This window comes from Shewanella psychropiezotolerans, assembly GCF_007197555.1.
GTDB classification, from domain to species: Bacteria; Pseudomonadota; Gammaproteobacteria; order Enterobacterales; family Shewanellaceae; genus Shewanella; species Shewanella psychropiezotolerans.
Window position 1 is genome coordinate 5,890,155 of sequence record NZ_CP041614.1, and the last position, 14,410, is coordinate 5,904,564.

A 14,410-nucleotide genomic window follows, 5' to 3' on the forward strand; every position below is an offset into this window, starting at 1 on the left:
TTAAGGTAAATATATCTGGTCTCGAGTAATGTCCCACCACATCTAATGCCCGTTTAGAGATTGCAGCCAACTTGATATCTACCTCGGCGTAGAGTATGCCTTTCTCTTTTCTGAGGGGCCTGCAATAATCTCACCGCCAGGGGCGACAACAACAGAATCACCTGGGTTAATCCATTCATCACTGTCTGGATACAAGTTATCTTTATCGGGAAAATCATCGGGGAGATCCCTATGTTCCAGTACCACTCCACAAGAGATCACCCAACAGCGTCCCTCCCGCGCTATATGTTGCATGGTGCCTAACCAGGCATCTCCGCTGTCATAAGTAGGAGCGATATAGATCTCAACCCCCTGCGCATAGAGAGTGTACCTTGCCAGAGGCATATAGTTCTCCCAACAGAGTAAAGTGCTCAGCCTGCCTGCGGGTGATTCGACCACCTTAAGACTCGAGCCGTCGCCAAACCCCCACACCATACGTTCGGGGTTGGTAGGCATCAGTTTTCTGTGTCGGTTGACTAGTTTGCCCTCCTCAGAAATGACGACTACTGTGTTATACAGGGTCGCCCTGCTGCGCTCATTATCTCGCTCATTGAGACCGCAAACCACAGTCACCCGATTAGCTTTGGCCGCAACGCACAAGGGAGCCAGATCACCGCTCTCAATATTAACTGAGCTTTCAAGCAATAGCCCATGCAATGCCTCACTCGTCCCCCAGTCCATACCAGGCCTCAGCCGCCAGATCCATGCAGGATACCCGGAAATAAAGGCTTCAGGAAATACCACCAGGTCGGCACCTGACAAGGCCGCCTCTTGAATAAGCAGCACGGCTTTGTCTATGGTTTTATCACGATTTAATACGATCGAAGACTCTTGAACTATGGCCACTCTAGACATATAGATCCCATCCATCAGCAAAGCAGTAACAGGCAACTGGTACACCTTATTAAAGCTAGCCGAACAGGGCTATAACGCTAGTCTTTCTTCTCTATGGTGATCTCTAATATCTTACTGTCTGTGGCAAACCATTTCTGCACATAGAGGGTTCCAAGCACGGGGGCCTGACCCGGCTCCGGCATCTCCTGGTAGCGCACGCTATTTTTAGTCTCTTTCTCATATTCAAACTTAAGGGTTTTCTTAGTCATATTTTTTCTGATTGCCCGTACATACTTAGCTAAAGATTTTGATAAACTAACATGACAGGAATTCAAAAGCAGCTCACCATGTCTAAACTAAAACCCGACGTCACTATTATTCATAGCGGGATCTTCACCCAATGGGATGAGCATGATGGTGCCCTGCCCAGATTAACCAAATCTACCGTGCATGTACCCGCAAAGATCGATATCGAATTTGGTTTCATTACCCGGATAAAAAAAGCAAAGAACCAGACACTCAGGTATTGCATCTACCATCCCGATATCCCCGATGCTGACGGCAATATCAGGCCCCCTTTCGATGGCGAGGTCTACGTGTAAGAAAATGATTGGAAGTTCTATCTTGGCGATACCATCTGGGCACCGGAGCAAAACAAGCTAGGTAATACCAATCGGTATAAGAAAGTGACCACACCTTTATACCGATTGGTATAAGCATGACCTTAGAGCTCAAAGGCAAGGTTATAGCCGAGAAGACCTTCAAGGTACATATGCTTGATAACCCTCCACAAGATGGCACTCAAACCAAAGCTAACTCTGATATAGAAAAAGTGGCTTCATTCTGGAAGAAGCGTGGACTTTAGGGCTTTCCCCCCTATCAAGCTATTTCTTTCCTAAACGAAAAAAGGCTCATCACTGTCTCTAATAAGAAGTGATGAGCCTTTCGTCTTTATGCACGAAAAAGCCCCTAGCATTTCTGCTAGGGGCTTCATCTGAATGTGGCGGAGAGATAGGGATTTGAACCCTAGACGGGCTATAAACCCGTGCCGGTTTTCAAGACCGGTGCATTCGACCACTCTGCCATCTCTCCGAACGCCGCTGATAATAGGGATTGTTGACCTTGATGTAAAGGGGGAAAACGCACAACTGGGCAAGAAAACATCATAAATTGCAATTATTTTAAAAAAAGTCGTTAACTGATGCTTTTTTGTCGTTTATGCATCAATTTTAATCGCTAACATTATCTAGCAACAGGCTTTGTAACTCGGTTAACGAGCCCACCTGATAGTGAGGAGTGATCCCGTCTGGCACATCTCGACCTTCACTGTTTAGCCAGCAGGTATCAAAACCGGCATTCAAACCACCTTGTATATCTGAATGTGGGTTATCGCCCACCATTAACACCTTATCTCTCGGTGGGTGTTGCATATGAGTGAGGGCATGCTCAAAAATCGCCACGTCGGGTTTTGCGACGCCCACTTGCTCAGAAATCACCACAGGAGAAAAACTCTCTAATAAGCCTGTACGCTGTAAACGTATGGTCTGCAGTTCGGTGAAACCATTAGTGATGATCCCCATCTCGACTCTGCCCGTTAATGCATCGATCAGCTCTCTCGCACCGGGTAACAGGCTACAGATATCCGCCATGGCAGCCAGGAAGCCACTATTGAGCTCTTGAGCAGTGACCGCTAATTTCGCCGCCCAAGGTTCAAAGCGGGTATTTTGTAACTCGAGGGCTGAGATATTACCATCTTGATACTCTACCCACAGCGGCTTATTCACCTCTTGATATATTTGAAAATCATTGAAGGTAAAGTCGACACCAAATTTCGAGAACATCAGCTGTAAGCCTTTGAAAGCATCGAAATGAAACAAGGTTTCATCGGCATCAAATAAGATCCATTGGTACTTCATCGTTATAAACTCTCCGAATAAACCTAAATTCCGTTAATGCGCCTGAGTTGGCTAAACCCTAAGATCGGGTGCATTCATTATCGGCCGACAATAATCACCTATCGGCCCCTTGTAAAGGGAAACCATGGCATAAGGATATACAATGCGCATATTTTATTATTGGATGAAACAGACAGAATTCGACTCAGATACAGGAGGCATGATCATGCCATTGTTCTACCCTTGCCTGATTAACATACAGCCATTGTTTTGCAGCCTGCTCAACACTCAAGTTATCTATATCCACTAAAGCTGCAGCCAAGGCGATATCTTGGTTAGACAGTGAAAAGCTCCGCACAATATCTAAGGCACATGCAGACTTATCAGCCAAATATCGAGAGACGGCCTTTTTCAGCCAACTATTTTTAGGGTTACCACAATCCCAGAGATATTTTTCATTAACTCCCCATGCAGGATCAAATTCACATGCCTTGCTATATGGGGGAAACTCAATAAATTTACCTTTATAAACGGCTTCGACCCAGTTAGGCGTCCAATTAAAGATGACAAATATCTGTTTTGTTTCGATCAAGCGATCAAAAACCTCCCAAAGTGCATCTCCGGTCGGCATCTCCCTCACTCTAAAATCTAAATCCAAGGCTCTAATTCTGGCTCTGTCTGGCTTAACCCAAGGGCCAGAGATATAGACTCCTTGCGGATCTTCACCATCGGAGAAAAGAGCCGAGCAGGCTTTCAATGCCTTCCAATCGGGCAAACCTGGGCATAATGGTTCAATATAGTCCGGATACCACCAATCCTCTCTGGTTACCGCCATGTGGGTTCCAGCATCGATAATCTTGCCAACCTTGACCAGCTTATCGAATTGAGTCGCCATACTTCCCTGCCAAACTTCAATCTGCACATCCGCATGGCCATAAACCAATTGATACCATTGACCATCAGCAGCAGAAGAGACATAGTCCACCTCAATGCCTTTAGCTTGAAGGAGTTCACCAACCACATGAGTCAACACTTTCTGACTGGACCAGTCTAATTCCAACAAACCAATTTTAGCGCAAACACTCATACTCACTGAAGCCAATACGGCCACAAACAAACACAAGGGCCTGCTAAATTTATCCATTATTAAGCCTAATTCACTGTCGCAGCTTTGAGCATAGAATCTATGTTTACAAAGCGCAATGCCTCCACAGGGCTAGCCAGAATGGATAATACACATCTGCTTACTTTTAACTTCCCTCAGTTTCCTCACCTTTCGGAACTGTTCCAGACAAACATCTGTCAGAGCTAATACACTCATAATCGATCAGGGATCTCTTGATGCTGAAGGGACTCGTTAAACTACTCAAACAAAACCGCTCTTTCTTACTGTTTATGGTATTGATGCTGGTATTTAGAAGCGCTGTTGCCGACTGGAATTCGGTACCTACTGGCTCGATGAAACCCACCATACTCGAAGGAGATAGGCTATTAGTCAATAAGATGGCCTATGATATACGTGTACCTTTCACTCATCTTTCTCTGGTAAAAATGGCCGATCCTGCTCGGGGGAGATAATCATCTTCGACTCAGTCAAAGCAGATAAGAAACTCGTTAAACGTGTGATAGGTATACCCGGTGATATCATCGAAATGAAACAAAACAAACTAATCATAAATGGGCAAAAGCTGGACTATGAAATTCAAAACAAACTTGCCTCAAACACAGATAGCATCGAAAAGCTCTTAGGCGTAGATCACATGATTCGAGTCCATGATACTCCCTCTCGACTTGCCAATTTCGGTCCGGTCACAGTGCCCGATAATTACTACCTGGCCTTGGGAGATAATCGAGATTCCAGTGCCGACTCACGCGTAATAGGCTTTATAGCGCGAGACGAGATCACCGGCAGAGCAAAAACCGTGGCCTTCTCTAACGACTACGATAACTACTATCTATTTCGGCCTGAGCGATTCATGCATACGTTATAATAAGCTGCTAATTTCCAGGCTCTAGGAGAACAGATTTTTAGTAGCCTCAATTTGAGTAATTATCTACACAAAAAAGTCGATATTTGCTATTTTAAGCACACTTTCTATTAAATGGATTTGTGATGAAACAGCTCATTTCGGCTTCTTTGCTTTCATTGGCCCTCTTTGTCTCTGGTTGTGCGACAACAACTGATAATGAACAGATTGAATACCTAACCTATGTCAAAGTGGGACAAGTGGTTCCTGTGACTCAATTTACCGATATCCAAGGTAATAAGATTAATTTAGAAGAGTCAGCCAATGCCAAATTGCTGGTGCTATTTGCCACCTGGTGTCCAGATTCTCAGCGAGCCATGAAGGCGCTGGAAGCATCAGATCTCAACCTAGACCCAAATGTCGACATAATAGCCATAGGCCGCGAAGAAAACATCGCTGCATTAGACAAATTTGCCAGCGAGTATGAGATAAACTTTCCTCTTATTGCCGATACAGACAGAGCTATTTATGCCAAGTTTGCCAATGCTGGGGTCCCTAGGCTGATTCTACTCGATGCTCATAACATCGTAGTTAAGACCATAATAGCCGAAGGTGAAAACCCATTGGCCGAAGTGCAGTGGTAACTCCCAATCGGTAAAATCTGGCGATATCTGATGCAAGCGATATATTGAAAACTAAATTTTAAGGGAATCAAAATGAACGGTGCAGGCGGAACATCCGGCGGTATAGGCCAATTCTTCATTGGTTTAATAATGATGTGTGGCGGCTTCTATATGTTGCTCAATGCCATCAAGATAACCAGCTCTTTTGGCATGGGTAACAGCCTTTATCACGTTTCAAACTTTGGTGGCCTTAATGTTACCAGTGGCATGATAATGATCCCGTTTATTTTTGGTGTCGGCATCATGTTTTACAATTACAAAAATATCCTCGGCTGGGTGCTCACTTTTGGTTCACTAGTCGCTCTTGTCTTTGGCGTTATCAGTTCGATTCAATTCCGCTTTACCCATATGAGTGCCTTCGATCTTATCGTGATTTTGGTGCTTAGCGTAGGTGGACTTGGGCTTTTCCTACGCTCATTTCGAGCAATTGAGCAAAGATATCCAGATAAAGCCAAATAGTACAAAATAGGAGGTGGCTTAGTGCCCAACCTGCATCGATAATGGGCATACTTGATTAGTGAAAAGCACCTGAAAGTGTACCTGTTTCATGGTGCGATATTGGCAGATAAGCACTGTGCCATCGGCTTCTGATTTAACGAGTAGTGCGGTAACCGCAGTTTGAGTCGAAGCAAATTCCAAGCTGAACCACGACTTAACAAACAGTTAGCTTTATTTCTCCTCGATATAATCTCTAATGACCTCAGCAAGCCGGATAACCCCAGAAGCCATTTTGTCATTCCAAGGCAGGGCAAAGGTTATCCGAAAATAGCAGGTATAATTAGAGGTAAAAGAGAACATGGCTCCTGGCGCAATCGATAGTTTTTCCGATATGACCCGTGACCACAGAGCCTCACTGGAATACCCCTTAGGTAACTTAAACCAGATACAGGGGCCGCCCGTTGGCTGACTCATGTAAACCGAACCTCCCAGCACTGGGCTCATCGAGCTTTCCATTTTAAGGTAATTGGTGTTCATCTGATTTCTGAGCTTCCCCGTCAGTGTATGATACTCACCAGAAGACATCAGGTTCGCCACCATATGTTGCAAGGCAATGCTTGGCTCCTCGGCAATAATTTGTTTTGCATACTGACAGCTGGTGAACGTATCAATACATATCAGATAACCTAAGCTGATAGCGGGTGAGATGGTGTCATAAAAATCACCTATACTAATCACCCTACAGGTGCGAGTTTGAGTCACTAGACTTGCAATCGTCACAGGGCGAGTTGCGCCAAAATATAGTTCACCACGGTCATATTCAATCAAGGTGACACCATGCTCGCTTGCCCACTCAATCAAGGCTTGCTTATCCTCTACAGATAAGACTCGCCCGGTAGGATCGGCAAAATTAGGATTGACCAGAAAAGTATCGAACTTCTGTTCTTTATGCGCCTTGGAGAGCAGCGCTAGTTCATCGGCATAACTTGCCTGCATAGGCACCTCAATCACATCGGTATTAAACTGCTTCAACATCGCCTGAAAATAGAATGATACCGGAGACTCCACTGCCACCGTTTTCCCTATGGCTTTGGCGGCAGTTAATGCCAGTAACAAGCCCTCTTGCCTGCCATTGGTCACCAGCACCTGCTCCTTGAAAAATACTTGCCCTGAGCGTAATAAGTGACGACATATCTCGTATCTTAGCTCAGGAATACCCTCGATAGGATCTTGCATCATAAGTTTGTAAGGGCGGTGCTTCAATACCTGCTTATGCAAACGGTTAAGCAGGAGTTCTTGATCGATAACCGTACAGGGAGCCGTGCAAGAGAGAGGTAAGATATCCGGGTCGTTAAACGAATACTGCACCGCATTAGCTAGATCTAATTCCGCAATAACTCGCTTGATACTAGAACCATAATCAGGTTGCTTAAGCGCTCTCCTTGAAGCGATAAAATAGCCCCGTTTAGGCTCTGAATAGATCCAACCTAGCCTTTCAAGCTCATAGTAAGCCTGAGTCACAGTCGATACTCCAACGCCTCTATCTTTAGCATAACGACGTACCGACTCGAGTTTATTACTCCCTAATTTATCTGAAAATATACCTGACTCTATAGCACGAACGATCTCATCGACAATTTTCTGATACTTAAACTCGCTCATAATTAGGCCCTAGACAACTGTATTGGGTTTTATTGAGTTTAACTGTATCTGTTTTGGTTTTACGACTCCAGTTAAAGTAAAAAACAACACAGTTATACTTATAGCGATTGAGATTGCTACTGAGATAGCTACTGAGATAGCTAAAGAAGCAAACAGAAACAAAGGTGGCCAAGATGAGCAAGATAATTACCGAGACGCAGCGTCTTATTATCCGAGAATTTAATCACGATGATGCCAAAGCGGTTTACCACTTTAATGCCCCTGAAGAGGTCAACCGCTTTACCGGAGATGCCGGCATGTGTAGCAGCATTGAAGATGCAGAGAAAATCATTCGTGATATCTGGTTAAAAGAATACAGGCTGTTCGGCTATGGCCGCTGGGCCGTGGTGCTTAAAGAGACCGATGAAGTGATTGGCTTTTGCGGCTTCAAGAATGACAGCCGTATCGAAGCTATCGATATCGGCTACCGTTTCCACCCGACCCATTGGGGAAAAGGCTATGCCACCGAATCAAACCTTACCTGTATCGAATATGCAAAACAGCACTTGGACCTCAACCGAGTGCTCGGAGACGCCGTAGCCGAAAACCTAGGATCCATCAATGTACTGCTCAAGCTGGGCATGAGCTATATCAGTCAGTATCAAGAAGATGGATTCACCATAAACCGCTATGAGACTTTTTTAAAAACTTAAGCTTATCAATAAAGTCAGGAGGTATTTATGCATACTTTGCTAAGAATTGAATTCAGATATTAACCAGAATTTAAAAAGGCCGTTAATTCCAAACGGCCATTTTTTATTGATACATTGTCGGCAAACTAACGGGCTGCTCACGCTCAAGTGCCAACTAGCTCTCACCCAGAACCAGACCATCAACCATAGCAACCATGCGGCCAATCTCAGGCTTAGTGATAGTGTCATCGGCACCTAGCTCCAGTGCCTTCAAACGATTACCTTCACTCATCAAAGATGAGAACATCACGATCGGGGTCTTGGCATAATGTGAGCTATCCCGTAATCGTTTCAGTAAATGCAGGCCATCCATGCGGGGCATCTCAACATCAGACACTATCGCATCGACAAAGTTAGTGACTGAGCCTCCCTCCTCTTCCGCGAGGCGAACAAAATCTTCTAAAATATCCAGTGCATCCTGACCATCTTTTGCATCCAAAATATTATAGCCAGATGACTGCAATGTCTTCTCGATCATCTTGCGGATAAAGGCAGAATCATCGACAACCATTATCGTTTTAGCCTGACGCTTAGCTAGCATGCTGTCGTTGATAACGACATTCTTGTCTTGAGTCACGTCATACTTATCCATGCTCAGTTCTGGATTAATATCGGAAATTATTTTCTCAAAATCTAAGATCATAATCAGATAACCATCGCGCCTAACCACAGCAACCACACAGTCCTGCTCACCCGATTCTAAAAACTGGCTCGGAGACTCTACATGCTCCCAGGAGACCCGATGAATACTCAGGACACTATCGACTAAGAAGCCATTAATCATCTTGTTAAAATCGGTGACTATCACAATTTTTTTTTCCATGTCTTCACATGTAGGTATCCCCAGCCAGCTAGCAAGGTCGACAAGTGGAATTAAGTTATCACGTAATGAGAATACCCCAATCATATGAGCTTTGGCATTAGGATAATCTTCGGTATCCGGCACCCGGATCACTTCCCTGACTTTGGCTACATTGATACCGTAATGACAAATTTTGTAGCCACCATCAGACAAGGTTTTATGCAGATGAAACTCGATAATCTCAAGTTCATTTGTGCCACTTTCCGTGAGGATATCTATTTTTTTAATGTCATTCATACTCAATACTCGAAGGTGCCATCTCGTAAAATTAGCGTTAAAGAGAAATCGCTCTCAATAAAAGTAACGCTAGCTATGAGTATAGGAAGGGATTTGCTCTAAGTGTATAAATCAGCAAAAGAGGAGGGAAAAGAAGCATCAATCGTGTTGCACTACAGCTATTTCAACTCTCTATAGGTCTCAGTGCTCCAATCGAACACATATTCGACACCTTGCCATTCATAGATGGTGCGGCCATCTCTTTGCATGACTCGGGCATTTTCAGGTAGGCTTTTCAAACCGGATGCATATTGCACACTGGTAGTGACTCGCACAGGTGCAGAGATAGCTTTTGGTGGAGTGGGCTCTCTTTTTACAGCTCTGCGCTCATTATAATAGTAATTGTCATAACGATTATAACGATAGGGGTAACGCCAACTGTTACGCCAATAAGGACGGTACCAGGTGTTATTCCAACCATGATTCCAAGAGTGATTGCTCCAGTAAGGTGAGCCTGTTCCTATGCCGACACCTATTCCCGTGCCCCAACTACTGCTCCATGTAGGCTGAACCCAGACATTACTGCTCCAATCGAAGCGATCACTGGCTTGCACGCTTAAGCTCGACAGAGACAGCAAACCAGACAGCATGATAGTCTGTCCAACACGAGTGATTATCCCCATTACTGCCTCCAAAACTCACCCTTTGATAGAGTGAAAACTTAGTTATCTCCCTATATTACGCTTATTGAACCGCTAATTAAACGTCAGCATAATTTGCCCCTTGCTTAACTAATTATTATCTTCCTGTATATAAAGTTAAGCAGTTAAACATGCGTACTAAAAATGCTATAGTGCGCGCCATATCACATTTTTTATGGCAGCAAGTATCAATGAGTTTTAAGGATCTGCGCAGTTTTATCGCACACCTGGAAAGCCAGGGTGAACTAAAGCGTATCAGCCATCCCGTCGACCCTCACCTTGAGATGACGGAGATTTGCGACCGAGTGCTCCGAGCTAAAGGTCCTGCTCTGCTGTTCGAGAACCCTGTCGGCAACGAGATGCCTGTGCTGGCTAACCTTTTCGGCACACCTAAGCGTGTCGCCATGGCACTGGGTAAAGATGATCCTCTGGCACTGCGTGAAGTCGGTGAACTGCTGGCTTTCCTTAAAGAGCCTGAGCCACCTCGCGGCTTCAAGGATGCGATATCTAAGATACCGAAATTTAAGCAAGCCTTGAATATGCCACCTAAGACAGTGCGTAACCCTCCTTGTCAGCAAGTGGTCAAAACAGGTGATGACGTTGACCTGACTAAACTGCCAATTCAACACTGTTGGCCAGGAGATGCTGCCCCCTAGTGACCTGGGGATTGACCATCACTAAAGGACCTCGCCAGAAACGTCAGAATCTGGGTATCTACCGCCAGCAACTGCTAGGTAAAGATAAGCTGATCATGCGCTGGCTGGATCATCGCGGCGGCGCGTTAGACTTTAAAGATTTTAAAGAGAAACATCCGGGTGAACGCTACCCGGTTGTAGTGGCGCTAGGTGCCGATCCTGTCACTATCTTAGGCGCAGTCACACCAGTCCCCGACTCAATGAGTGAGTATGCCTTCGCAGGCCTGCTTCGTGGTGAACGCACCCAAGTCTGTAAAGCCTTAAGCTGTGACTTAGAAGTGCCCGCCACCAGCGAAATCATCTTAGAAGGCTATATCGACCCAGAAGAGATGGCCGAAGAAGGCCCCTATGGTGATCATACGGGATATTACAACGAGACAGACAAGTTCCCTGTCTTCACCGTGACCCATATCACCCACAGAAAAGATGCCATCTACCATAGCACCTACACAGGCCGTCCACCGGATGAGCCAGCTATGTTAGGTGTGGCACTCAACGAAATATTTGTGCCGATCCTGCGTAAACAGTACCCGGAGATCATCGATTTCTATCTGCCACCCGAAGGTTGCTCCTATCGAATGGCAGTGATCTCTATTCGTAAAGAGTACCCGGGTCATGCTAAACGCGTGATGATGGGCGCCTGGTCCTTCCTGCGTCAGTTTATGTATACCAAGTTCATCATAGTCGTGGACGAAGATGTTAACTGCCGTGATTGGAACGATGTGATCTGGGCGATAACGACTCGTATGGATCCAAAACGCGATACCGTGATGATAGAAAATACTCCTATCGACTATCTGGATTTTGCCTCTCCCGTTACAGGCCTAGGCTCTAAGATGGGCATGGATGCAACGAACAAGTGGCCAGGCGAAACCGATCGTGAATGGGGTACTCCAATCGTGATGGATGAAGCTGTAAAACAGAAAGTCGACGATATGTGGGCAGAGTTAGGTTTAGATACTTAGGTGTAGAGACTTAAGTATAGGCTTGGTTTTAAAGACTTAGAACCAAGCTCTTAGCACGCTAGTAATTTCCCGCTTAACCTGCCGGGAATGACTATGATTAATGTATCTGTTTTAACTTGGTTCTAAAGCAAGTGCTCTGAATCATTTTATACTATTAACTTTTAAATGGTAAAGCTCCCACAGAGGGGTTCGAAAAGGACGTTAGATGAACACCATAAGCTGTAAAATCGAAACTGTTACCCCATTCAATGATGCGGTTTATCAAATCATTCTAAAACCTGAAACAGCGTTCGATTTCAACGCCGGTCAGTACCTCTGTGTGGTCATGGGTGAGAAAGATAAACGCCCATTCTCAATCGCTTCAGCACCCAATTCAGAACTTATCGAACTGCATATCGGCGCCGCTGTCAGCGAAAGCTACCCTATGCAAGTCGTCGAGCGCATGAAAGAGTGCCTGGCTAACGATGGTCAGATTGAAATTGAAGTACCAGGCGGCGAGGCTCACCTGCGCCACGAGAGCCAGCGTCCAAGATTACTGATAGCTGGCGGTACTGGATTCTCTTACATCAAGAGTATCGTCGAGCAACAGATAGCACTCGAACAAAAGATCGAAACCACCCTTTATTGGGGTTGTCGTAACGCCGATGCCATGTATTACGAGACGATTGCCCGTGAATGGCACGATGCTCATCCTTGGTTGCATTTTGTTCCTGTACTCGAAGAAGCTGGCGGAGATTGGAAAGGCAAGAAGGCTAACCTGTTAGCCCAGATCAAAGCCGACTTCGTTAGCTTACATGGTTATGATATCTATATTGCTGGCCGTTTCGACATGGTAGGTGCAGCCAGAGAAGTCTTCCGCGCCATAGGTGTAGAGGAAGAGCATCTCTACGGCGATGCGTTTGCGTTTATAAAATAAGTCATCAGTTCCTAGGTGCTAAGTTCTAGAACCTAGGAACTCCTTTATAACTCAACTCTTTCGTATTTGGTCCAGGCCACAATACTTCCCATCAAGGGCACGATCCACACCGCAGTCTTATCATCCTTATAGATTCGATAATAATAAAGCTCCTCGTCACGGATGTTGTGTTTCCTGATCTCACGATAGAAATGCATCGCCGATGAACTCACTGTATCGGGTTTAATCAGATCTTTCTGACTCACAATCACCTTAAACACATCGACACTCATATCGTTGATTGTCTGCTGGTAGAGTTTAAATTGACCGCGAACCTTGTACTTAATCGGCGTAGTCAAACAGTCTTCATCGGTAATACAGGTCGATGAGTAGAACTTACCCGTGCTATCTCCTTCAAAAACCAGAGAGATACTCAGATCGGCACGCACCAACAACTCGTTTGCCACCGGGAAATAGACATCTCCATGATAATTATGTTCTATCAACTGGGGAGTGACATCATCATCGGCCAAGGGATCCGGCTCATACACCTGATTATTAGGGATCAAGATACGGTTATAGCGAATACGACTCTCCATCTTATCGGTCAAGGGTATAAATTGACTCATATTTAAACTCGCAGGTTTAAGATCTATGGCAGTAATATTGATTAAATGCTCACCGGGACAAGTGCCTTGCTCACCATAGGGACAAGCGGCAAAAGAGTAGTGGCTGCCATCGGTCAGCGCGAAGGCGTTAAACTTGTCCACTCCATCGACCAAATTGGTTTCCGGGGCGATATGCTTTTGCCACATGTCTGACTGCAGCTCATTAACCCCGTCAGGATAGATGAGCCTTGCACTCGCTAAGGTGCCACCAATGTTGAGGGGGATGTGTTTGTCCGCATGCCATTGACTCGTCTCCTCAATCACACTGTAATGATCGCTGTTAAACCAACCTATGCCTATGACCAGTAACAGCATCAGGACCCCGGCGACTTTCACCACCAGAGACACATGCCAGCGCGCCGTTTCTATCGAATCGCTATCCTTGACCTGAGACACCTTGGTATCGGGTCTTGCTGATACGTGTACCTGATAACCCCGCCTTGCTATGGTTTTCAGTTGAACTTCGGGATAGGGCTCCAGCTTCTTCCTCAATGTGCTGATACACTGGGTCAGCGATGTTGCTGCCACCACGCGATCGGGCCAGCCCTGCTCTAGCAGGACCTCTTTACCGCAGATAACATCCGGAGTAGAAAGAAGATAGGTTAATATAGCCGACTCAGAAAAAGTCAGGCCTATGGTTTTGCCACTGGTGTGATCGATTAGATGTTTTGCTTCACTATCTAACTCCAAATATGGAGTAACTTTTAACAACTCACACCTCTTTAAATCCCAAGCCTTCCTCGAAAAACATGCGAATACATGTCTCTGAGGTCACCTAGGTGATCTATCTATTATTATTCTAGGTTCAGGCTTTGAAAGATACTGGGATTACCAGTTCAGATCAAACACTATATCCAGCCCAACTCGATGGAGCTAATCCCTGCTTGCAAGAGGAAAACAATACCCTCCAGCCTCTGAGCCTTCAGCGTTTATACTTCGGCTCCTCGGAACTCAAGAATATCCCCGGGCTGACAATTGAGGTATGCACAGATATTGGCTAAGGTCTCGAAACGTACCCCTTTCACCTTGCCTCTTTTAAGCAGGGAAAGGTTGGCCTCAGTGATGCCGATAGCCTTTGCCAGTTCCTTAGAACTCACCTTACGCACCGCCATCATGACATCTAAATTAACGACTATTTCCATAATTTTGGGGCCCAACA

At 45.4% G+C, this 14,410-nt stretch carries 14 protein-coding genes, 1 tRNA gene and 3 pseudogenes; 7 read left to right on the top strand and 11 right to left on the bottom strand.

Annotated elements, in window-relative coordinates; genetic code table 11:
* Positions 1-78 precede the first annotated feature (78 nt).
* Together FM037_RS25680 and FM037_RS28690 are read right to left on the bottom strand one after the other, a co-directional pair.
* Positions 79-930: a carbon-nitrogen hydrolase family protein gene (locus FM037_RS25680; RefSeq protein ID WP_229381021.1), complete on the bottom strand. Its 852-nt coding sequence runs from the start codon at positions 928-930 to the stop codon at positions 79-81.
* 41 nt (positions 931-971) lie between these two features.
* Positions 972-1,142: a hypothetical protein gene (locus FM037_RS28690; protein WP_005496049.1), complete on the bottom strand. Its 171-nt coding sequence runs from the start codon at positions 1,140-1,142 to the stop codon at positions 972-974.
* Between the two features lie 78 nt (positions 1,143-1,220).
* Between FM037_RS28690 and FM037_RS25685 the strand changes: the two are divergent.
* Positions 1,221-1,738, top strand: a pseudogene (locus FM037_RS25685) (DUF3859 domain-containing protein).
* A gap of 136 nt (positions 1,739-1,874) precedes the next feature.
* Here the strand turns inward: FM037_RS25685 and FM037_RS25690 are convergent.
* The 3 genes from FM037_RS25690 to FM037_RS25700 form a co-directional block, all read right to left on the bottom strand.
* Positions 1,875-1,965 (bottom strand) — tRNA-Ser (locus FM037_RS25690).
* A 137-nt stretch (positions 1,966-2,102) separates the two neighbouring features.
* A complete protein-coding gene (gene yjjG, locus FM037_RS25695; RefSeq protein ID WP_144048338.1) occupies positions 2,103-2,789 on the bottom strand; it encodes a pyrimidine 5'-nucleotidase in 687 nt (228 codons plus the stop codon).
* Between the two features lie 184 nt (positions 2,790-2,973).
* Entirely contained in the window at positions 2,974-3,912 is a 939-nt protein-coding gene (locus tag FM037_RS25700) for an ABC transporter substrate-binding protein (protein ID WP_144048339.1), read from the bottom strand.
* 197 nt (positions 3,913-4,109) lie between these two features.
* Between FM037_RS25700 and lepB the strand changes: the two are divergent.
* The 3 genes and pseudogenes from lepB to FM037_RS25715 all read left to right on the top strand — a co-directional run bounded on the left by lepB (position 4,110) and on the right by FM037_RS25715 (position 5,877).
* A pseudogene (lepB, locus tag FM037_RS25705) lies at positions 4,110-4,759 on the top strand (signal peptidase I).
* Positions 4,760-4,881: 122 nt separating this feature from the next.
* A complete protein-coding gene (locus FM037_RS25710) occupies positions 4,882-5,379 on the top strand; it encodes a TlpA family protein disulfide reductase (RefSeq protein ID WP_144048340.1) in 498 nt (165 codons plus the stop codon).
* 72 nt (positions 5,380-5,451) lie between these two features.
* Positions 5,452-5,877, top strand: a complete 426-nt coding sequence (locus FM037_RS25715) for a hypothetical protein (RefSeq protein ID WP_144048341.1) — start codon at positions 5,452-5,454, stop codon at positions 5,875-5,877.
* 18 nt (positions 5,878-5,895) lie between these two features.
* On the opposite strand, the gene FM037_RS28700 is transcribed toward FM037_RS25715, so the two are convergent.
* Positions 5,896-6,057, bottom strand: coding sequence for a hypothetical protein (locus tag FM037_RS28700; protein WP_185976912.1), 162 nt, complete (start codon positions 6,055-6,057; stop codon positions 5,896-5,898).
* Positions 6,058-6,087: 30 nt separating this feature from the next.
* The gene (locus tag FM037_RS25720) at positions 6,088-7,518 is read right to left on the bottom strand and encodes an aminotransferase-like domain-containing protein (RefSeq protein ID WP_144048342.1); all 1,431 of its coding nucleotides are present in this window, start codon (positions 7,516-7,518) and stop codon (positions 6,088-6,090) included.
* 173 nt (positions 7,519-7,691) lie between these two features.
* Here FM037_RS25720 and FM037_RS25725 point away from each other — a divergent pair, with 173 nt between their 5' ends.
* Entirely contained in the window at positions 7,692-8,210 is a 519-nt protein-coding gene (locus tag FM037_RS25725; protein WP_144048343.1) for a GNAT family N-acetyltransferase, read from the top strand.
* A gap of 154 nt (positions 8,211-8,364) precedes the next feature.
* On the opposite strand, the gene FM037_RS25730 is transcribed toward FM037_RS25725, so the two are convergent.
* Positions 8,365-9,348 carry a chemotaxis protein gene (locus FM037_RS25730; protein WP_144048344.1) on the bottom strand — a complete coding sequence of 328 codons (984 nt, stop codon included), beginning with the start codon at positions 9,346-9,348 and terminating at the stop codon, positions 8,365-8,367.
* 158 nt (positions 9,349-9,506) lie between these two features.
* Entirely contained in the window at positions 9,507-10,010 is a 504-nt protein-coding gene (locus FM037_RS25735; RefSeq protein WP_144048345.1) for a hypothetical protein, read from the bottom strand.
* A gap of 209 nt (positions 10,011-10,219) precedes the next feature.
* Here FM037_RS25735 and ubiD point away from each other — a divergent pair.
* Both ubiD and fre read left to right on the top strand, forming a co-directional pair.
* Positions 10,220-11,688 (top strand): annotated as a pseudogene (gene ubiD / locus FM037_RS25740) (4-hydroxy-3-polyprenylbenzoate decarboxylase).
* A gap of 205 nt (positions 11,689-11,893) precedes the next feature.
* Positions 11,894-12,604: an NAD(P)H-flavin reductase gene (fre, locus tag FM037_RS25745; RefSeq protein WP_144048346.1), complete on the top strand. Its 711-nt coding sequence runs from the start codon at positions 11,894-11,896 to the stop codon at positions 12,602-12,604.
* A 44-nt stretch (positions 12,605-12,648) separates the two neighbouring features.
* On the opposite strand, the gene FM037_RS25750 is transcribed toward fre, so the two are convergent.
* Both FM037_RS25750 and FM037_RS25755 read right to left on the bottom strand, forming a co-directional pair.
* A complete protein-coding gene (locus FM037_RS25750; protein ID WP_144048347.1) occupies positions 12,649-13,962 on the bottom strand; it encodes a winged helix-turn-helix domain-containing protein in 1,314 nt (437 codons plus the stop codon).
* A gap of 218 nt (positions 13,963-14,180) precedes the next feature.
* Positions 14,181-14,393, bottom strand: coding sequence for a helix-turn-helix domain-containing protein (locus FM037_RS25755; protein WP_144048348.1), 213 nt, complete (start codon positions 14,391-14,393; stop codon positions 14,181-14,183).
* Positions 14,394-14,410 lie beyond the last annotated feature (17 nt).